Origin of the sequence: Pseudomonas sp. KBN12P06040 (assembly GCF_037574965.1) — a bacterium.
Classification (GTDB): Bacteria; Pseudomonadota; Gammaproteobacteria; order Pseudomonadales; family Pseudomonadaceae; genus Pseudomonas; species Pseudomonas aeruginosa.
In genome coordinates, this window is sequence record NZ_JBBELS010000002.1 from 277,299 (window position 1) to 292,964 (window position 15,666).

29 protein-coding genes are annotated in these 15,666 nt (G+C 58.3%); 2 read left to right on the forward strand and 27 right to left on the reverse strand.

Going from position 1 to position 15,666, the window contains the following annotated elements:
- Positions 1-21: 21 nt before the first annotated feature.
- Together VQ067_RS32075 and VQ067_RS32080 are read right to left on the reverse strand one after the other, a co-directional pair.
- Entirely contained in the window at positions 22-453 is a 432-nt protein-coding gene (locus tag VQ067_RS32075) for a hypothetical protein (RefSeq protein WP_043313020.1), read from the reverse strand.
- A gap of 27 nt (positions 454-480) precedes the next feature.
- Entirely contained in the window at positions 481-1,338 is an 858-nt protein-coding gene (locus tag VQ067_RS32080; RefSeq protein WP_228778165.1) for a class I SAM-dependent methyltransferase, read from the reverse strand.
- A gap of 116 nt (positions 1,339-1,454) precedes the next feature.
- Between VQ067_RS32080 and VQ067_RS32085 the strand changes: the two genes are divergently transcribed.
- A complete protein-coding gene (locus VQ067_RS32085; protein ID WP_021018556.1) occupies positions 1,455-2,294 on the forward strand; it encodes a hypothetical protein in 840 nt (279 codons plus the stop codon).
- A 113-nt stretch (positions 2,295-2,407) separates the two neighbouring features.
- On the opposite strand, the gene VQ067_RS32090 is transcribed toward VQ067_RS32085, so the two are convergent.
- The 16 genes from VQ067_RS32090 to VQ067_RS32165 form a co-directional block, all read right to left on the reverse strand.
- A complete protein-coding gene (locus tag VQ067_RS32090) occupies positions 2,408-2,785 on the reverse strand; it encodes a hypothetical protein (protein ID WP_043313016.1) in 378 nt (125 codons plus the stop codon).
- Positions 2,786-2,798: 13 nt separating this feature from the next.
- Positions 2,799-3,065 carry a hypothetical protein gene (locus VQ067_RS32095; protein ID WP_010792853.1) on the reverse strand — a complete coding sequence of 89 codons (267 nt, stop codon included), beginning with the start codon at positions 3,063-3,065 and terminating at the stop codon, positions 2,799-2,801.
- Complete coding sequence (locus VQ067_RS32100; RefSeq protein ID WP_021018559.1) at positions 3,062-3,538, reverse strand: hypothetical protein; 477 nt, start codon at positions 3,536-3,538, stop codon at positions 3,062-3,064. Before VQ067_RS32100 ends, VQ067_RS32095 begins: the two co-directional genes overlap by 4 nt.
- 143 nt (positions 3,539-3,681) lie before the next feature.
- Positions 3,682-3,969 carry a hypothetical protein gene (locus tag VQ067_RS32105; protein ID WP_019438427.1) on the reverse strand — a complete coding sequence of 96 codons (288 nt, stop codon included), beginning with the start codon at positions 3,967-3,969 and terminating at the stop codon, positions 3,682-3,684.
- 37 nt (positions 3,970-4,006) lie between these two features.
- The gene (locus VQ067_RS32110) at positions 4,007-4,363 is read right to left on the reverse strand and encodes a hypothetical protein (RefSeq protein WP_010792854.1); all 357 of its coding nucleotides are present in this window, start codon (positions 4,361-4,363) and stop codon (positions 4,007-4,009) included.
- Positions 4,364-4,403: 40 nt separating this feature from the next.
- Complete coding sequence (locus VQ067_RS32115) at positions 4,404-4,589, reverse strand: hypothetical protein (protein WP_019438429.1); 186 nt, start codon at positions 4,587-4,589, stop codon at positions 4,404-4,406.
- Between the two features lie 51 nt (positions 4,590-4,640).
- Complete coding sequence (locus tag VQ067_RS32120; protein ID WP_010794346.1) at positions 4,641-4,898, reverse strand: hypothetical protein; 258 nt, start codon at positions 4,896-4,898, stop codon at positions 4,641-4,643.
- A gap of 12 nt (positions 4,899-4,910) precedes the next feature.
- Entirely contained in the window at positions 4,911-5,120 is a 210-nt protein-coding gene (locus VQ067_RS32125) for a hypothetical protein (protein WP_019438430.1), read from the reverse strand.
- 76 nt (positions 5,121-5,196) lie between these two features.
- A complete protein-coding gene (locus VQ067_RS32130) occupies positions 5,197-6,192 on the reverse strand; it encodes a ParB/RepB/Spo0J family partition protein (RefSeq protein ID WP_019438431.1) in 996 nt (331 codons plus the stop codon).
- A 189-nt stretch (positions 6,193-6,381) separates the two neighbouring features.
- Positions 6,382-6,762 carry a hypothetical protein gene (locus tag VQ067_RS32135; protein ID WP_010792858.1) on the reverse strand — a complete coding sequence of 127 codons (381 nt, stop codon included), beginning with the start codon at positions 6,760-6,762 and terminating at the stop codon, positions 6,382-6,384.
- 145 nt (positions 6,763-6,907) lie between these two features.
- On the reverse strand, positions 6,908-7,345 hold the full coding sequence (locus VQ067_RS32140; protein WP_019438433.1) for a hypothetical protein: 438 nt from the start codon (positions 7,343-7,345) through the stop codon (positions 6,908-6,910).
- A gap of 36 nt (positions 7,346-7,381) precedes the next feature.
- Positions 7,382-7,804 carry a hypothetical protein gene (locus tag VQ067_RS32145; protein WP_010792860.1) on the reverse strand — a complete coding sequence of 141 codons (423 nt, stop codon included), beginning with the start codon at positions 7,802-7,804 and terminating at the stop codon, positions 7,382-7,384.
- 211 nt (positions 7,805-8,015) lie between these two features.
- On the reverse strand, positions 8,016-8,519 hold the full coding sequence (locus tag VQ067_RS32150) for a hypothetical protein (RefSeq protein WP_019438434.1): 504 nt from the start codon (positions 8,517-8,519) through the stop codon (positions 8,016-8,018).
- A gap of 111 nt (positions 8,520-8,630) precedes the next feature.
- Complete coding sequence (locus VQ067_RS32155; protein ID WP_021018563.1) at positions 8,631-9,077, reverse strand: hypothetical protein; 447 nt, start codon at positions 9,075-9,077, stop codon at positions 8,631-8,633.
- A gap of 64 nt (positions 9,078-9,141) precedes the next feature.
- Positions 9,142-9,711, reverse strand: a complete 570-nt coding sequence (orn, locus tag VQ067_RS32160; RefSeq protein WP_043313014.1) for an oligoribonuclease — start codon at positions 9,709-9,711, stop codon at positions 9,142-9,144.
- An 80-nt stretch (positions 9,712-9,791) separates the two neighbouring features.
- Complete coding sequence (locus tag VQ067_RS32165) at positions 9,792-10,196, reverse strand: hypothetical protein (RefSeq protein ID WP_019438435.1); 405 nt, start codon at positions 10,194-10,196, stop codon at positions 9,792-9,794.
- Between the two features lie 308 nt (positions 10,197-10,504).
- On the opposite strand from VQ067_RS32165, the gene VQ067_RS32170 reads away from it, so the two are divergent.
- Positions 10,505-10,939 (forward strand): hypothetical protein, encoded by a 435-nt coding sequence (locus tag VQ067_RS32170; protein WP_021018564.1) that lies wholly within the window; start codon positions 10,505-10,507, stop codon positions 10,937-10,939.
- Here VQ067_RS32170 and VQ067_RS32175 read toward each other — a convergent pair.
- The 9 genes from VQ067_RS32175 to VQ067_RS32215 all read right to left on the reverse strand — a co-directional run bounded on the left by VQ067_RS32175 (position 10,919) and on the right by VQ067_RS32215 (position 15,655).
- The gene (locus VQ067_RS32175) at positions 10,919-11,203 is read right to left on the reverse strand and encodes a hypothetical protein (RefSeq protein WP_019438437.1); all 285 of its coding nucleotides are present in this window, start codon (positions 11,201-11,203) and stop codon (positions 10,919-10,921) included. The genes VQ067_RS32170 and VQ067_RS32175 overlap by 21 nt on opposite strands.
- Positions 11,200-11,559, reverse strand: coding sequence for a hypothetical protein (locus VQ067_RS32180; RefSeq protein WP_010792866.1), 360 nt, complete (start codon positions 11,557-11,559; stop codon positions 11,200-11,202). The genes VQ067_RS32175 and VQ067_RS32180 overlap by 4 nt, the downstream gene beginning before the upstream one ends.
- Positions 11,560-11,586: 27 nt before the next feature.
- On the reverse strand, positions 11,587-11,922 hold the full coding sequence (locus tag VQ067_RS32185) for a hypothetical protein (RefSeq protein WP_019438438.1): 336 nt from the start codon (positions 11,920-11,922) through the stop codon (positions 11,587-11,589).
- Positions 11,923-12,272: 350 nt separating this feature from the next.
- Positions 12,273-12,722, reverse strand: coding sequence for a hypothetical protein (locus VQ067_RS32190; RefSeq protein WP_010792868.1), 450 nt, complete (start codon positions 12,720-12,722; stop codon positions 12,273-12,275).
- A gap of 89 nt (positions 12,723-12,811) precedes the next feature.
- Complete coding sequence (locus VQ067_RS32195; protein ID WP_010792869.1) at positions 12,812-13,204, reverse strand: hypothetical protein; 393 nt, start codon at positions 13,202-13,204, stop codon at positions 12,812-12,814.
- A gap of 50 nt (positions 13,205-13,254) precedes the next feature.
- Complete coding sequence (locus VQ067_RS32200; protein ID WP_021018566.1) at positions 13,255-13,899, reverse strand: hypothetical protein; 645 nt, start codon at positions 13,897-13,899, stop codon at positions 13,255-13,257.
- Positions 13,900-14,189: 290 nt separating this feature from the next.
- Complete coding sequence (locus VQ067_RS32205) at positions 14,190-14,564, reverse strand: hypothetical protein (protein ID WP_021018567.1); 375 nt, start codon at positions 14,562-14,564, stop codon at positions 14,190-14,192.
- Between the two features lie 156 nt (positions 14,565-14,720).
- Complete coding sequence (locus VQ067_RS32210) at positions 14,721-15,083, reverse strand: hypothetical protein (RefSeq protein ID WP_021018568.1); 363 nt, start codon at positions 15,081-15,083, stop codon at positions 14,721-14,723.
- 116 nt (positions 15,084-15,199) lie between these two features.
- Entirely contained in the window at positions 15,200-15,655 is a 456-nt protein-coding gene (locus VQ067_RS32215; RefSeq protein WP_021018569.1) for a hypothetical protein, read from the reverse strand.
- Positions 15,656-15,666 lie beyond the last annotated feature (11 nt).

A 15,666-nucleotide genomic window follows, 5' to 3' on the forward strand; every position in this document is an offset into this window, starting at 1 on the left:
TCTGAGGTCAATCGGAGTGTGTCAGAAGCGGGAGGTCAGCAATCGGAGCTGGCGCTTGATCCGCGCCCACATCGTCTGGTCCTGGGTGTATTGCTGCCAAACGCCTTCATCGCTGATCGATTCCAGGACCACAGGGCTTTCCCCTCGGACTCGGATGAGAAATGCTGTGATGCAACGGCAGGACCGGCACACTCCGTGGCCATCGATCACCACGACATCCGGCAGTACCTGGTTCCAGATCCCCCTAAAGTCTTGCTTTCTGATTTCACTCCCGCACAGCTTGCATTGCGGGACCACCTCAGTGAGCTTAAAGCCCGAGGGGAATGTGAAGGGTAGCCGGGACGCAATCACTTCTCCGGCCTGGTACTGGGCGATCATGGCTTGCAGTTCTTCGGGGCTGACCTTCTTAGGTTGCTTCCGTTGAACCGCCCGCTGTTGATTGGTTGTGGTCATGCGGTGTCTCTCCAGATGTTCGATCAGCTATGCGGCCAGCATGTCCAGCTGGTCCGGCTTCGCATAGCGCCCGGGGCCCACTCGGCGCGCAGTCTGCTGGCAGACCTTACGGACCTGCTCCTTCCAGTTCGGGTTTGCCGTCGGCCGGCGTTCAGCAACGTATTCGTAGATTTGGCTCAGGTGGGCCTCACCCTCGAACAGATCGAGGGCCTGCCCGACGACCTCGCGCCAGGTGGCTGGGCCCTGACTCATGGCCTCCTGCACATCTTTCGGCAAGCCCTGCAGGTACGCCAGTTCGTGGTATAGGCTGAGGCCGATCATCAGGCGCTCTTGGTCTTTGGTGAACGTCACGAAAGTCAGGGGATGCTTCAGCCCGGCGTAGAGGTTTCTGGGCAGCATCTCCTGCTGGATGGCCCAGCGTTCGTTGTACCGACACACTCTCGCCGCTGTCTGGAGGAAGTAGCAGGGTAGGACGAATGCCACCTGGCCATTGTCGACCAGTAGGCCGTGTACACGATCCAGCAATCGCTCGATGAATTTGGTTTCGAAAGGCGGATTACCGAGGACCAGAGTTGGACGCTCTTCGAACTCCACCTGGAAGAAGTCGCCGGTAATGACCGGCCTGCCGGTCAGGTCACGTGCTTGCTGAGCGAGATGCGGATCGATCTCTATCCCCAGCGCCGGCACATATTGGGGAACCGCTTGCAGAAAGCGCCCTGGGCCGCACGTTGGCTCAAGGACGAAATCCTTGGCGCTGAGGTGGCTGAAGTTCTTTCGTACGATCGCGGCTGCAGCCCAGGCCGGGGTTGGGTACTGGCCGAGTTCGATCTGTGTGTTTTGTGTGCTCATCGCCTCAAGTGCCTGTTCGTTGATCAACTGAGGCAAGAATCGGGCTGGTCCTCCCGTGCCACCATCTGCGATCCGGAAATCAGCCGTAGCCTTTGAGCATGTACCTCCTCAGGATTGCAGTAGCCTCGGGGAATCAATAGGGGAGATTTCCTATGCCGTGGATTGATCTGAAATCAGCACTGAAAAGCGAGGCCGGATTCCTGGAGTTCATCAGGAGCAGCTATAGGCACGGCACCGTCGTGGCCCTGTGCGCTGGCGCGATTGGAATCCTGAACCGCAGGTTGGAAGCCGCGGTGGCTCGCAAAGACCGTGACGGTCAGCGTTACCTCTATACGCAGATCGAAGTGTTGCGAAGCGAGATGCATGTACGGCTGGAAATCCGAACCGACCAGGCGCTTGCCCGTGGCGTTCTACATCTCGCCGGCGAGGCCGCCCTGGCGCGCGTGCACGACTACCAACGAGAGCGATATCTCTCCGAGTTCTCGAAGCTGTACCCGGAGATCGTGGGCGCTGTGGGAGTGACCCGAGCAAAGTTCTGGGAAGCGGGTGTATATGGTCAAGATTTTCCGCTCTGGGCCCAGCAGAACGGTTTCACCGATACACAACTCCTGCAAGCCATCCAGGTATCGAAACTCAGGGCCTATGACGCCCTGGTCGAACTGAACCGTGAGCTGGAGGAGAACGGGAAAGGCGCCCGGAGTTGGAAACTGAAAACCGAGTGGGACCGCCGGCGGAAGGAGATCAAGTTACTCTCTGATCTGCAATTCAGGTCTGCAATCTACAAGTGCATACGCGATGTGCTTGGCGAAGGCTTTATGCCCGAGCTTGAAAAATGGATGACCCTGAATACTCGGATACCCCACTTTCGGAAGCTTCGAGACCGATCTCGGGACTCGAAACCGAACCTCAAGCTCCAACTGCTCCCGGGCCGGAAATTTCGGCCTGAACGCACTCCTCCTCGAAGCACGGTGAGTTCGGAACCTCGGGCATGAATCCGAGCCTCACTACGGCTAGTGCGTAGCTTCAGGCCCAACCGTAGGGCCCGACCTTCCCTGCAGGAACGAGAAGCCCGCCAAATCGGCGGGCCTTGATCGGGGAGGGTGGGTCAGTTCGGGAACCAACGCTCGGCCAGCTCGCGGAACTTCGGCTCAACGGCCTTGGCCTGCTCGATGCCGGCACAGACATATCCATGGTGCCCGCCGGCCTGCCCTCGCTCCCAGTAACTGCCCGCGGCGGCCACCATCTCATCTACTGAACCGCCTTCAGCTCCAATACTCAAGCAGCGCACCGCGGCACCGACGTGGTCCCCGGCTCCAGGGATGCGGCTATCGCTCAGGGCGGCGCACCAGCCATGTTTTGTAGGCGCATTGGCCGTCGGAAAGTCGGAGTAGAACTCCATGATCGCAGTTGCCAGTACCAGGGGATGGCCCGGGTAAACGGGGTAATTCCCGGTCACGCTCTTGATGAACTGTCTTCCTTCCATCAAAAACCTACCTTCAGTCAGGAGTTGCTGCCTTATGGATTCGCTTGACGTATTCGTGCATGGGTTGGCAATCGCTGTCCTGGTAGCCGAATCGGTTCACGAACGTCGAGAACGAATCCCCACACTCTTCATCCTGTTGCAGCCAGGCTTCGTACTCAGCGGCCACCTTGAGGGCTTTCAAGCGGAATGCCAATGCCGCGGCACGCTGGGCCTTCTCGTCGCGATGCCGACGGATCATTTCTTCTTCTTCGGGGCTCAAAGGGCCTAGGGAATCGGTCATGATTTAGTTACCGGATGCTGGCAGGAGTAAGTGACCTTGACGCCTTCAACAGCTATCTCAGCCTTTTGAACATTTGAACTCTCTTGAATGACCTTCAACAAATCATGTTTCGTCATTCGATAGTCGTCCTCGTCACTGTAGGGGTATATGACCTCGACAGACTCTCCGGTGAAGCTTGCAGTCCAGGGGGAGCCGTTCGCTGTTTGCTTAGGCGCTCCCCTCTTCATTAGCTCTTCAGAAGTGATTGGGATAGTGGCACAGGGGCCGCGACGGGCCTCAAGCAAAATCAAGGCATTGGGAATTTCATAAGTCAGATGCTTCGCAGCCAGTTTACCCATGCCTTGAGTAGCAGTGGCCATGATATTTTGGCCATAAAACAACATGCCAATTACGGCACATATAATTAATAGAGCAACTGCTAAAGCGTTGGATGCAAAGCTTTTGTTTTTTGAACTTTGTTTGTCTTGTTGCATAGCTAACCTTGTATTTAATATCGCTTTATTGCGTGAGCGCAATGAAATAGTACGTTATGGCTTGGTTCATTTTACTATGACTAACGGGTGTAATCCCAACCATCAGTTCTCTGTCTAGCTTAACGAGGCAGTTGCCTCGATTCTCAGGGGTAGTGATCTTCCAGAGTTCTGAGAACTGCTGGCTTGATTGTCCAGCCCGTCGCTCGCTTATACCGCTCGGCGAAGTCTTTGACCGTTGCACCATGGAAGTCCCTGTCGCGACTTCGACGCTCGATGATTCCTGCGCAGTCCTCGCCGACATGTCCAATCTCAACGATGAAGCCTTTTACGATTCGCAAGCCGCAGCAGGCGCAAAGGCGGCGCTCATTCATGGGCGGGCTGATCTTCTTGCCCGAGTGAAAACAGGTTGCTCGATCGTCAAAGCGTTTCATCGTACTTTCCTTCGTGGTGCTGGGTGGAAGAGGTGGATCAGCTGATGCCTGCGGTTTCCAGCGTTCCGGCCTCTTGCAGCTCGGCCCAGGTTTGAGCAAAAGCCTGTTGCATGCTCCACTCGTCACGCCAAGCACTACTTGCGCGATCGTAGGTGTCACGGGCCTTGTTGATCGCTTCAGCCTGAGTGCGTGCGCTCACGTTGTAGAGGCGCCCGATTTTTCCTGTCTCGCGGCTGTGCCCGAAGACGGCCCATTTGACAGCCCTGGGCTTGGGCTTAGTTTTCTGCTTTCCGCTGCCGCCGCATTGAAAGCAGACACCACCGAGAACGGCAGTGAACAGCCAGATTTTCCCAGCGCCATCACAGCGGCTGCATTTGTAGAGTTTGTCTGCCATGTCCATTCCTCGGTCATGCGCCGGCGAGCCGGAAGCTTGTTCAGGGGTAGTACGCCTTCTGGCGTTCAATTTCTTCGCGGATCTCCTTGGCAATCCGCCATTCACCCTGTTGCTCCGCTTCGTGCTCGGTCTCCTCGAGCTCTTCGGCGCACCATTGGCTCAGGTCGTAATACTTACGTTCGCGCATGCGGCGAATCAGGTCTTCGTGAACATTGACAACAGCCATTGTCTTGCCCTCCTCGGGCATTGTGGTTGCCCAGCGACTTCCGTGGAGCGTTCAACTCAGAATGTGGCCAGTCTGTGCCTCATACAGCTTCACACAGTTCGGACACAGCATGCCTTTCTTGCCCTGGGCAAGCTTGGCTGCCTTCCAGCCCTTACGGGTGGCCAGGTCCTGAAGGTACTTGTAGGCCCGGATCAGATCGGCCTGAGTATCGTCAGCAGTTTCGAACACACCCTGCTCGTTCATGCTGTAGCAGTCGTCGGTGCTCGGGTCTTCCTGGTTGATGCACTGCAGTTCCAGGCGAATGCTCATCGTGTATCTCTCTCAAACTGACGGAGCTGATTGCCGGACATGGTCTAGCCTGACCATCACCTCAGAGGCCAGATGCCCCCACTGCGCTGGACTCACATCCAGATATCCAGCATTAAATTGCTGATCGATCTGGTCGATCAGGGTGGTGATGGATGCTTCCGTAATGGCTGACCTCAAAACATCTAGCGCGTCATCGAAGTCACAGAAAGCAAATGTGGCCATTCCGTTTGTCTCTCCGTAAGTCCCGGCCGCCCATAGCCCCCAGTGGGTGGGGGCGATAGTTGTCAGGGGGCTTGGATTAGCCGACGTTCGCCGCCGGCTCGGTGCCGCTCTGGGCAGATTTTACGGCCGCGCGGATGTTGGCCAGCGCCTTGGCCAGGTCCTGCAGGTTCAGGTCGGCACCGCTGAGGGTCAGTTCGACCTTCACACTCTCCGGGGTGGCCATGAAGGGCAGAGCTTTCTCCAGCTGGTCGGCCAGCTGGACCAGCACCGGGGCTGCTACGTCCAGGTCCTTGCGACCGTACAGGGCGGACGGCGCACCAACGGACTTCGCGGTGATCTTCGCGGAGCCGTTGCGCTGGGCCTTGGCGAGCTGCTCCTGCATATGCACCACAGTGTCTTCGCCGTTGGCCTTGCACTGCTTCTCTGCGGCCAGGGCAGTAGAGACGGAAGCTTGGCCCTTCTCGACCATCTCCTTGACCTCAGGGGCCACGTTCACCAGCGCCAGCATCTTGCGAACGTGGCTGACCTTGCGGTGCACCGCGGCCGCGACACCGGCGACAGTGAACTTGTGGTCGTCGATCAGCTCGCGGTAGGCCTCGGCCAGATCAAGAGGGGAAACCGGCACCTGCTGGTTGCTCACGCACTGACGCACGATCTCAACGGCGCGGCCACCTTCCACCTGGCTCACCCACACGCGCTTGATGTCGGCGCCTTCGGCGATGGCCAGCATCAGGCCGGCGTGGCGGGTGAAACCGGTCACTACGCGCAGTTTGCCGTTTTCGGCGACAACGCCCAGCGGTTCGACGGGCTCGCCGGCCTTGTAGGAATCGGCGAAGCCGCGGATGGCATCCTGGTCGAATTCGCTGCGGATTGCCTCTTCGACATTGCAGACGAGGAGGGCGGTGGGCATTTCGAAGGCGTTCTGGCGCTTCGGATCGAAGTCTAAGCCCAACTGTTTGCCGGTGATCAGCTTCTTGGCGGTGTCGTGGATGCTGCGCAGGGAGTTGCAGCCAGCCAGAGCAGCTTGGGCGGTTTCGGTGATCAGGTTGGCGGCGATGGTCTTGGTGGTCATGGGGTAGTGCTCCTGTGTGGTCGATGGAGCCATCTTCAGGGGAGGTCGTGTGTGCCAGAACCGGCGCCGAGAAAATTTCGAAGTATTTTTCGAACCCCTATCGCCTGACATCAATTCCCGATATTCGGACCCTAAAAATGCGCAGAGCCCGCTCTAAGGCGGGCCCTGGGGGAGTGGCTACTACTGCTATCAGAGCAGGAACAAGCGGCGGGCGTAGCTGCGGTTGACCTCGCGGTCGACCTTCTCCAGGAATTCCGGCACTTTCTCGGCGATCTGTTCCGAGGTCATGCCGCTGGGGATGTTCAGCCAGGTGGTGCTCAGAACGTTGTTGCCCTCACTCTGGTAGTTGCCTACCAGCTGGAAGCCTTCCGATCGCGGCTCGAGGCTGAGCGTGGCGGTCTTGATGCCAACGGCGGTCTCGTAGTCCTGGGAGGCCACCAGGCAGCAGATGTCCATATCGAGCTGGCTGGCGGCGGTCCAGCCATGCGCCACCAGGTTGACGGCGATTACTTGCTTGACTGCCTTGTACTCGGGGGCCTGGATGGCGATGTGTGCTGGAGTGTGTTTCATGGCGGAAGTCTCTTGGCTCGGTGGCTTGGATTCGATGTGGCTATCTTCCCCCGAGCTCATGTGTGCCAGAACCGGGCATTTCGTCGATGCCAGAAAGCACGAAGCCCGCACTGTGGCGGGCTCTGGTGTAACTGCTGCCTCCTGATCAAGCCCAGCTGGCCAACTCCCGCCAGAAGAATGCCCTGACCAGGAAATGCGCCACAAAGTGGGCGGTGAAAACGACCAACACAGCGCCGATGAGGCTGACATCGAAGTCACTGAGCGAGGTAACGTCGAACGCTAGCGCTACATCCGCCTTGAGGCCAGCGGCGACCACGATAAACACCGCAGAAAAGACAATGCCGGAGACGATGGCCATGAAGGACATCAAGGGGGTGCCGTATGCAGCTTTCAGGGTTTTTCGTCCAGTACCGACCAGCATTACCAGGACCAGCGCGAAGCAATTCGAGATAGTGCTACCCACCGGGCCCGAGATCAGCCAGGCGGCTAGTAGAGACAGCCCCACCAGAATCGCGGAGTAGGTCAATACGCCAATCACGGCCAAAGATCGGGCCGGAGCGCTGCCAGCTTCAGTAATGGGCATCCTTCAAATCCTATGTCTGTCAGGGAAAGGCCTAGCTTACCGCCCAAGTGCCCTGAAACCTGGCCAAAAGCTCCGTCGCACCAGTAACTCGGCCAAGATGCCGAGAGAGATGACGATCAACGCCGCGGCGAAAGGGCGTAGATCGAGGAAGTCGACGTCCTCGGGCAACGGCTGCACCCCGAACACACTCCGGAGAAGGGTGAAGCCGATCACCAGGCCGGCGACCAGCAATGCGCCAACTCCCCGCCCGATTTCCTTGAACTGCCTGCCTTTGGCGATGACGGGTAATGCCAGCAAGCACCCGACAACAGCGTGGCAGTGCGTGATGTAGGTGCCGATGTCCCATGGGATGGTCATCCCGGCCACCAGCACTGTGGTGCAGAGGATGAATGCGTAGATGAGGACTGCGAACACGGGCGTGTAGCGCGGTCTCTTTTCGGTTGGGCTAGCGTGGCTCATGGATCTCTTCAAGACGCTGGTTTGGTTTCGAGTTGGGGGCCTTATCTGCAAGATCATGTAGCGTTGCGCAGTTGCCGCAGGAGAGGTAAACCGCCGGGAACAGCTCACCGTCGATGTCAGTACCCTTCGGCTCAATGCAGTGGGTCCACATATCGGCGCACCCGCAATTGCCGCAGATCAGGTGGAGTCGGGCACGTGCCACTGGTATCTCCTAGGCGTCCTGGTGATGTTTGACCACGGCGCTACGCTCGGGCAGCGCCGGTTTGAGATCCTCGTACGACTGCTTGAGGAGGAGAGCACGGGCAACACCGTGATCACCAACGGTATCCAGAGTGAGTTGGCTGCGCGCTCCGGTGAACGAGTCCTTGACCTCGTTCAGAGCTTTGATCCCCTCCCGTCGCAGCAGTCCTACGGTTTGGAGACTGCTGAGCTTCGCCAGAGAGTCGTTGACGATGTCCACCTCAATCCACTCGGTCAGGTCCGACAGTTGGGTTTCGATTTCGCTATAGGCGTCACGGACGCGAATCAGGCGGCTTCCACCGTTCTTCGCAATGGTGTCCAGGACGAGGATGCACCCGTCCCCCAGCATCTGGTCGGAGTAGCCGGTGATGGTGCGAATGCTGGCCTCGGCGACGGTAATCCTGCCGCCTTCGACAACCGGCAGCCGGGCGTCCGAGTCTGCGAGAAGTTCCAGTTCAATCCATTTTTTAGTCATAAGCGTTCCTTGATGAGGTAATTGGGCCTGCCACTCAGCACCAAGTGGATAAAAGGCGACATAGTCATGAGGGATGGTGTTGGGATTTGGTTCCACTGCCATGCAATGAACTTACATCAACCCCAACTCCAGGTTCTCAACCTGAACATCATGCCATAGCTCCTGCTCGATCAAAGCGTAGGTATCTGCAAGCTCCTGGGCGTGCTGGCGCTCGTTCGCGGCGCGCTCTTCCTCGGCTACGATGAAGTCAATCAAGGCGAGGTCGTAAAGGTCGTACGCACGTTGCCAGCGGCCGGCAATCGCAGTGAAACCCGGTTCTTTGCTCAGCAGCGCATGCGCCTCAGATGCCATAGGGGCAAGATGACTTTGTTCTGCGGGGAGAGTTGGCAGATCAATGGACCGCGCAACCTGCTGGAGGGCCTTCTCACCCTCCGGACACTGGAAACGTACGAGGAGACTTACCGGCAGAACGGCACGGGCGAAAGCCAGGCAGGCCTGGAGTGCTGACTCTTCTTCCTGTTCGGCTGCATTGAGCGCCTCCAGCTCTGGGATGACCATGTCTCGTCCTCTGGTGAATGTCTTGATGAGCACATGGTCTACGCTGGCGGGGTGTGCCACCAGCTCAGGCTGCGAGGATAGGCGCGAGTAGATCCCGGTACAGGCGGGCCTCTTCGACAGATTCCAGAATGTCGTCGAGCGCGCGGTGGCTCTGGCGTTTGGCTGGTTCGAATGCTGGGCTGATCGTCTTGAGGAATTCCTTCACCGCGCTGATATCCAGATTGCGGTAGTGAAGGTGCGCATTGAGCGCCGGCATTTGGGCCTCAAGGAACATTCGGTCGAAGTGGATACCACTGCCGCACAACGGTGAGGCCTTGGCTTGCACGCCGTGCTCTACCAGGAACTCGATGATTTGCTGTTCAGCACTGGCCAAGTCGGTTGAGGAAGCCGACACATCGTCGAAGAGGCCATTGCGAGTGTGCATGCTCCGTACAATGTCGTCGCACAAGGGAAGGACGTCAGCCGGGTCGTTATGGACAACCACGACGTGTTGGGCAAGGACGTTGAACTGGCCGTCGGTTACCAGAACCCCGACTTCCAAAATTCGGTGCCGGTACACCATCTGCTTATGCAGCTCAGTGAATCCGGTTGACTCAAGATCAAGCCAGGCCAGCCGGCGATCATTATTCATCATGGGGGAGGGCTCCTGTGGTGGCAGTACATGGATATTCTCCATGCCAGGGGATGTGCCACCAGCCAGGCCAGGGTGACCTATCAGATCGTCTCCCCGCGCCCCGGTGCACGTTTTGCCCTGCGTGCTTGAATGCGCCAGCTGATCAGCGGGCCGAGGAGCGTGAGCAGAGCGGTCACCACCACCAAGGCTATGGTGGCCGGCTTGCCGCCGCGGATGTGGTAATCATCGGGGCTGTAGAGATAGGGGAAGGAGCCCTCCGGCAGGCGAATGTATATGTCACCCGCATCCCTCGGTTGAAGCCACCAGGTCCCGTCGAGATTTGCCTCCACCCGACCAACCACACGGCATGAGGTGTCGTAGGGGATCTGCAAGGCTTCGCAGGCCGCCTTGTCGCGCACGATTACCTTGGCAGGATCGATTACCTGAAGAGAGTGGCCGACCTGCAGAGCGGCCCAGATGACCAGCATTGGCCAGACGAAGGCCATGAGTAATCTGAACAAAGGATTGAACTCCTAAAATACGAGGCGAAGGCAGGGTATCCAACAGGCTGGCGCATTGCCATCCAAACTTAGGCCCTGAAATTCAGCCTTTCGGCGAATGAGGCTCCCAGCCAAGGCATCTAGCGATCTGGTGGCAGGGCCATTCGTCAGCTGGATATCCTCAGGGGGCTTGTTGGCGTTAATTGTGGGTGTTGGACCGCTGCAGAGTCATCCGAGCCCCACATCAACCGTTTATCTGGTGACGCCGTCAGGGCGTTCCGCATAATCACTACAGCCCTTTTTGAGGAAGCATCATGATGAATCCTTTAAGAGAACCCTCTGCGTTCAGCCCCAACTATTGGGCTGAACGCGCAGCTGTGCTGCGATCGGCAGTTAATAACGCAAATCCTGATATCGATCCGGTTCTCCTGGAGATAGCCCTTGAAGGCGCTGAGGATGTCCTGCAGATGGAAGTAGAGTTGGCCGATCAACCGCTTGTCGGTTGGACGTACAACGACAACGAGATAAGCGATCTGGTTGCGGCCCGTTCCGCTGCCCAGGCCCTGGCGATCCTGCATGCCAGTTTTCCTGACCACACCTACTACCCCGAGTGCCTTGAGCAGGTCGACGAAAATGGCTTTCGAAATCGTACCTGGTGCTTTGATGAAACTCCTGACGTGAAGCTGCCTTGGTCGGAATTCATCAAACGAATCACAATTCCCCGCCATCTAACCGGCGTTTACTTCTAAGTTTTTTGCATCGTACAACCCAGATTTTCGAGCCGAGGATCGGATGCGTTGCGCTGCCTTGAGCGGGGTATCTGCAACAGTGCTCCAGTCATGATGCCACCAGGCAATGACCATGCTGGCTTCCTTCGCCGTCGGCGCCGATATTACGGCTCGAATTTCAGCGCCTACAGCCTCCCACCAGTCCATGCCCTCGGAATCACGGGCGTTGGGATCGATTGCCGACCGATACACGGCCTTGATTTGTTCTTGCGTCAGTTCGTTCATTGCGGGGTGTCCAGTTGCGCCAGCAGGTACTTGGCCATCGGTAATTCGTGCTTGCCATACCGGTCGTAGTCGGCCAGGCGGGCCGAGATATAGGCCGCCAGCGGCTGCTGCCACTCCGCACTGCTAACCGAGTAAGCGTACTCCTCGTAGAAGCGCACGATATCCCTGCTCATCGAGTGGCGATAGGTCTCGGCAATCTCCTGGGCGAGGGCAGGTGCCGTGCCGAGGGCAACCAGATCACGCTCCAGATCCTCCGGGAACGTGGTCTGCCGAACCCAAGATAGGGCGTTGAAGAAGTGAGGTCCGAGATTCAGATGTGGCTGGACTTTGCTGGCGCTGGGAGTGTTCATGGTCATCGTTTGGTTCCTGTTCTCGGACTTCGACTAGGCGGCTGCTGGGGTGCGGGCTGCCCGGCGCGCCGCAATGCGCTTCTGGATGCGCTCGCGCGCGGCCAATGCTTCTTCGCCGGAGCTGGGGAGCGACAGCTTGATCTGGTTCACCCTGCGCAGTTCGTGTTCGTGCATCCAGTCCATAACCGATTCCGCGGTCCCCACGTCCTGGTAGCTGCGCGGGCCGCCCAAGCCCATCTCAGCCCGGGAGCCGAATTGCTGGCGCTGCTCTGCCAGATGGCTGATAGCTCTCATCTCTGCGAGCATCTCGTCGAAGCTGAAGCGAGCGCGCATGTGTTCGCGAATGTCCATGTCGCTGATCTGGAGCATGGGATCATCCAGGGCAACTACTGCGTCCGGTAGGAGGTGCGCCGGGCAGAGGGCTAGAGCAGAGCTTGCTGGGGGCGTTTGCGCCGAGAAGGTCAAGCTGGACTGAGTGGGAGCGTGGGTGCGTTGCATGGGATAGCCTCCTGAAGTAATGAGGCTATCTTCAGGGCAGGCTCACTGTGCCAGAACCGCTGAGCGCACACTTCGTGCACAGGATGGTCACGTCGATTGTTTGAACGATGATTCGGGGCCATGCCTGAACAGGTATTGGAAACCGGTATTGTGGCGTGGCGGGAAGCCCCCTTGGGAACCAAGAGTAAGGTTCCAAACTGGTGCTCCCGCCATCCTGTTGATCAAAAGAGGCCTTGTTGGTGTGAGAGCCTGGCCATGATCCGGACATCCATCTGCTGGCGCTCCTCTCGCATTGCGGCTTCACGCTGGGCCCCGACGCCGTTGTACTTCTCCACCAGGTAAATCAGGTTGGTGGGAGTCCATGCGTTGCGCCAAATGGTGTTCCAATCGCGGATGACCGAAGCCCTGTCGTCGCTCGGTAGGGCGAAAAACATGCTCCTGGCTTTGCGCCAGACTCGCGCTTCCCGAGCTCGCCAGTTGATCAAGGTTGCATCATCCCTTCGCTGGCGAATCTCCTTCTCGGTTTCCCAGTCGTGCTGTTCCGCTCGGATCATTTCAGCAAAGAGCGGCAAAGCGTTCGCCTCACGTTGCTGCTTTCGCTCGAACAAGGAAGCCTTGCGCTGGTTGAAATCGAGTCGGCGCAAGCGATGAGGAAACGGTTTGAACTTCATTGTAGAACCCCACACGTTGGAATTGAAAAGCCCCAGTTGTTCGGCCGTGCGTCGGGCGGAACATCTTTCGCTTCGATGTGACCAGCAAATCATCGGCGCGAAGCATGCGTGCCAGAACCCATGCGAACCCACTCCGCGATAAGGTCCTCGCACAGGACAATTACATCGAAGGTGGGGTTGATGAAGCTGGGTATGCTGGCGCTGACCTTGGAGTCCGGCATTCGGGTCTGGCAAGCGCCAGCATCGGGAACCAATAATCGGACTTCAACGTGGTGTTCCCACCATTCGCCGTCGATGTAGAAGGCTGGGTCATCGTGCTCGAACAACCAGGGCGTGCTGTCGAGAGGTGCAATGGAAGGTGCCCCCGTGGCCAGCGTCACTTCGAAGGTGTGCCCCTTGTAGGCAACTCGGACGGTATGCGGCTCGTCTGGCCGTTTCATTTGCAGCGCCCGGGCCGCGGCGTCGGTTGTCAGCTGAATCATGGTCACCCCCTTTCATTGAACAGCCTGCTTTTGCGGTAGCAGTGTTGGCGCTAGTCCACCAGGCCCAATTCCACGCACTCTTCGCGCCAGCCAGCCCAGAGGTCTGCCTCTATGGAGGCGTATGTATCCTGGATGTCTTCCCAGTGCGCCTGGCGCTCTTCCTCCTCCGCTAACTCCCTCTCGTACTCACGTTCGATGTGCGCCTGAACTACGGCCTCCGCAGCCTCGTCTGCATCCATCCCCCGGCTCCAGGCCAGCAATAAGGTCTTGGCTTGCCCCTGGGTAGCCTCAGCTACTTGCGAGTAGGAAATTTCCATCAAGGCCGCTACCTGCTTGTCCACCGCCACCAGCCATTTCGTGTACGGCTGATCTAGGGGCGAGGCCGGTTTCAGCCACCCAGCCGAGATCTGACCAATCGAGCCGTTGCGGTAGTTCTCGTAGTACAGCTCCGTGTACAGCTCGTGTGCCAGGTTGTACTGCTCAGCCAACTCAGGCACGTCCAGAAGGAGCAGCGGTGCCCGGGGTCCGTAGTGGCGGTGAATCAGTACGTCATCGCTCGCCAGCTGGTGGACGGCGTCATATGCCTCCTGCAACGCCTCCTCGGCCTGGGAATCACACCCTTCGATGCTGGAGAAGACAGCTACGTTGATCCACAGGGAGCGTGCGGCGAGTGCTTTTTCGAATGCGGGGTTCATGAGGCGGCTCCGTGACTGGGTTAGGTCTGATGGAGCCATCATCGGACGTGCCTGGCTGTGCCAGAACCTCCAACGTAAGTCGGCCAATGCCGGGCAAGGCGATCACCCCGGAAATCAGTCAGAACCGAAGATTGGTAGCCAATCGGCATACCAAGCAGGCGCGATTTGCGCCGTGGCTGAGGAGCAATATGCGGAGCTGCACCGCAAATATGCGCAGGACCGGGCGAAATATTCGGAGCACCTTCGAATGTATGCGGACCACCTCCGCACATTACGGCCGCCGGCGGAACCTAGAACGGGTTTTCCTTCATCAGCTGCCGGCAGTCCTCGAGCACCAGGTCGTAGTGATCATTGGAAGAAATCAGTCGTTCATGTCGAATAATCGAGAGTGGATCTCTCTCGTTCGGCTCCTCCGTTAGGTTCAGGAAGGTTACGACCATGCGGTGGTACCACCACTCTACGTTTTCCCCCGCGGCGGGCTGTACCAACGTATTGGTTCCCGATGTTTCGGGCTGAACGCATTGCTTCGGGTCTTCGGGGATGAAGGTGACTTTGAAGTCCACCCACCAGCCTTCGCCGCGATGTCGGAGTTCGACAGTATGTTCCTGGTCCTGACGCGGCATGCGCAGCGCCTGGCGGGCGGCCGGGTCGTAGAGGTTCAGCATCGTTCGGAATCTCCTTCTGGTCAGATTGCAGGAGCCCCGGCGCCATTCAGCGCCGAGGAAGGAGGTTCAATTGCTGCAGGGTATCAGGGGGCAGGAGGGGTTACAGCGAAGTGTCCACCCCCGAATCTCGGGGACGATTGTGGAGGCTGTGGTAGATCAGAAGGGGTGTTCTTTCAGGAGCTCATCACAGAGGCGAACGATGATGTCGTAGGGTTCGGCGAAGCTGGGCAGGAGGCTGTAGCTGTCACAGGTGGCCTTCACATCGCCGATCTCCGAGCCGTCATGGTTGCGGATGTGAACCATGATGTGGTGATACCACCACTCTCCGCGCAGCCATCCTTTTGCCTGCTCGTCGGTTACCGGGTGATCGTTGGGGTCTGTGGGTTGGGTGCCATCCTCGTCAGGGAGGAACGTGATGTCGAAGATTCGGCCTTGATATCGCACACGAACTTCCATTTCCTCATCAGGTTGCTGCATGCGCAGAGCCTGACGTGCACCGGCGGTGTTGAGATCGAACATGAAGGCTACTCCGGAGTGTAGTGGTTACAGCAAGCCAATCACCTCGTTCTTGAAAGGCCTGCTTTTGCTCTTGAGCCTCGCATTCTCCCAACCCCGCCCTGTGCCACCAGCTGTTGTCAGGCTGGCGCCTGGGATGCCAAGGGAGTGCCCGCTACCTGATCGCGATGATTCTCCAACCTCGCCACCTGCTCGAACTCAGCCAGGGTGACGCGCCCGCCGGCAGCAGCTCTTGCCATCACGCGATGGCCAACCATGCCAGCCAGGTCGGTTGAATCCGCCAGTTGCTCGGCGGAGCGCTTGAAAATCGCTTGGGTCAGACGCTGCACCAGGACGACCTTCTGGGCTTCTGGCAGATCCGAAGCCATGAAATGCTCCATTGCAAGTATGAACTGGCTCCGGGTTTGCACCGCTTCGGGGGGCACGCGAAGATGGGCGCAAAGCTCCCGTATCGCTGCGTCAACCTCTGGCAGACCGAGGATGCGAATACCACAGGTGTCTTGGAAAGGACGGCCATCAACGATCAGCCGAAGCGTAATGAAATCGCCATCTCCTTTCCCGTCGAAAAATTCCATATGGCCTCTTA

Coding starts and splice junctions, on each gene's coding strand:
- VQ067_RS32185 (WP_019438438.1), bottom strand. CDS start 11,922: ATGCTCCAGATCAGCGACATGGACATTCGCGAACACATGCGCGCTCGC.
- VQ067_RS32085 (WP_021018556.1), top strand. CDS start 1,455: ATGCCGTGGATTGATCTGAAATCAGCACTGAAAAGCGAGGCCGGATTC.
- VQ067_RS32075 (WP_043313020.1), bottom strand. CDS start 453: ATGACCACAACCAATCAACAGCGGGCGGTTCAACGGAAGCAACCTAAG.
- VQ067_RS32145 (WP_010792860.1), bottom strand. CDS start 7,804: ATGAGCCACGCTAGCCCAACCGAAAAGAGACCGCGCTACACGCCCGTG.
- VQ067_RS32215 (WP_021018569.1), bottom strand. CDS start 15,655: ATGGAATTTTTCGACGGGAAAGGAGATGGCGATTTCATTACGCTTCGG.
- VQ067_RS32150 (WP_019438434.1), bottom strand. CDS start 8,519: ATGACTAAAAAATGGATTGAACTGGAACTTCTCGCAGACTCGGACGCC.
- VQ067_RS32105 (WP_019438427.1), bottom strand. CDS start 3,969: ATGAAACGCTTTGACGATCGAGCAACCTGTTTTCACTCGGGCAAGAAG.
- VQ067_RS32165 (WP_019438435.1), bottom strand. CDS start 10,196: ATGGCCTTCGTCTGGCCAATGCTGGTCATCTGGGCCGCTCTGCAGGTC.
- orn (WP_043313014.1), bottom strand. CDS start 9,711: ATGATGAATAATGATCGCCGGCTGGCCTGGCTTGATCTTGAGTCAACC.
- VQ067_RS32175 (WP_019438437.1), bottom strand. CDS start 11,203: ATGAACGAACTGACGCAAGAACAAATCAAGGCCGTGTATCGGTCGGCA.
- VQ067_RS32210 (WP_021018568.1), bottom strand. CDS start 15,083: ATGTTCGATCTCAACACCGCCGGTGCACGTCAGGCTCTGCGCATGCAG.
- VQ067_RS32155 (WP_021018563.1), bottom strand. CDS start 9,077: ATGGTCATCCCAGAGCTGGAGGCGCTCAATGCAGCCGAACAGGAAGAA.
- VQ067_RS32125 (WP_019438430.1), bottom strand. CDS start 5,120: ATGGCCACATTTGCTTTCTGTGACTTCGATGACGCGCTAGATGTTTTG.
- VQ067_RS32135 (WP_010792858.1), bottom strand. CDS start 6,762: ATGAAACACACTCCAGCACACATCGCCATCCAGGCCCCCGAGTACAAG.
- VQ067_RS32200 (WP_021018566.1), bottom strand. CDS start 13,899: ATGAACCCCGCATTCGAAAAAGCACTCGCCGCACGCTCCCTGTGGATC.
- VQ067_RS32115 (WP_019438429.1), bottom strand. CDS start 4,589: ATGGCTGTTGTCAATGTTCACGAAGACCTGATTCGCCGCATGCGCGAA.
- VQ067_RS32120 (WP_010794346.1), bottom strand. CDS start 4,898: ATGAGCATTCGCCTGGAACTGCAGTGCATCAACCAGGAAGACCCGAGC.
- VQ067_RS32195 (WP_010792869.1), bottom strand. CDS start 13,204: ATGATTCAGCTGACAACCGACGCCGCGGCCCGGGCGCTGCAAATGAAA.
- VQ067_RS32100 (WP_021018559.1), bottom strand. CDS start 3,538: ATGCAACAAGACAAACAAAGTTCAAAAAACAAAAGCTTTGCATCCAAC.
- VQ067_RS32205 (WP_021018567.1), bottom strand. CDS start 14,564: ATGCTGAACCTCTACGACCCGGCCGCCCGCCAGGCGCTGCGCATGCCG.
- VQ067_RS32130 (WP_019438431.1), bottom strand. CDS start 6,192: ATGACCACCAAGACCATCGCCGCCAACCTGATCACCGAAACCGCCCAA.
- VQ067_RS32095 (WP_010792853.1), bottom strand. CDS start 3,065: ATGACCGATTCCCTAGGCCCTTTGAGCCCCGAAGAAGAAGAAATGATC.
- VQ067_RS32110 (WP_010792854.1), bottom strand. CDS start 4,363: ATGGCAGACAAACTCTACAAATGCAGCCGCTGTGATGGCGCTGGGAAA.
- VQ067_RS32140 (WP_019438433.1), bottom strand. CDS start 7,345: ATGCCCATTACTGAAGCTGGCAGCGCTCCGGCCCGATCTTTGGCCGTG.
- VQ067_RS32170 (WP_021018564.1), top strand. CDS start 10,505: ATGATGAATCCTTTAAGAGAACCCTCTGCGTTCAGCCCCAACTATTGG.
- VQ067_RS32180 (WP_010792866.1), bottom strand. CDS start 11,559: ATGACCATGAACACTCCCAGCGCCAGCAAAGTCCAGCCACATCTGAAT.
- VQ067_RS32190 (WP_010792868.1), bottom strand. CDS start 12,722: ATGAAGTTCAAACCGTTTCCTCATCGCTTGCGCCGACTCGATTTCAAC.
- VQ067_RS32090 (WP_043313016.1), bottom strand. CDS start 2,785: ATGGAAGGAAGACAGTTCATCAAGAGCGTGACCGGGAATTACCCCGTT.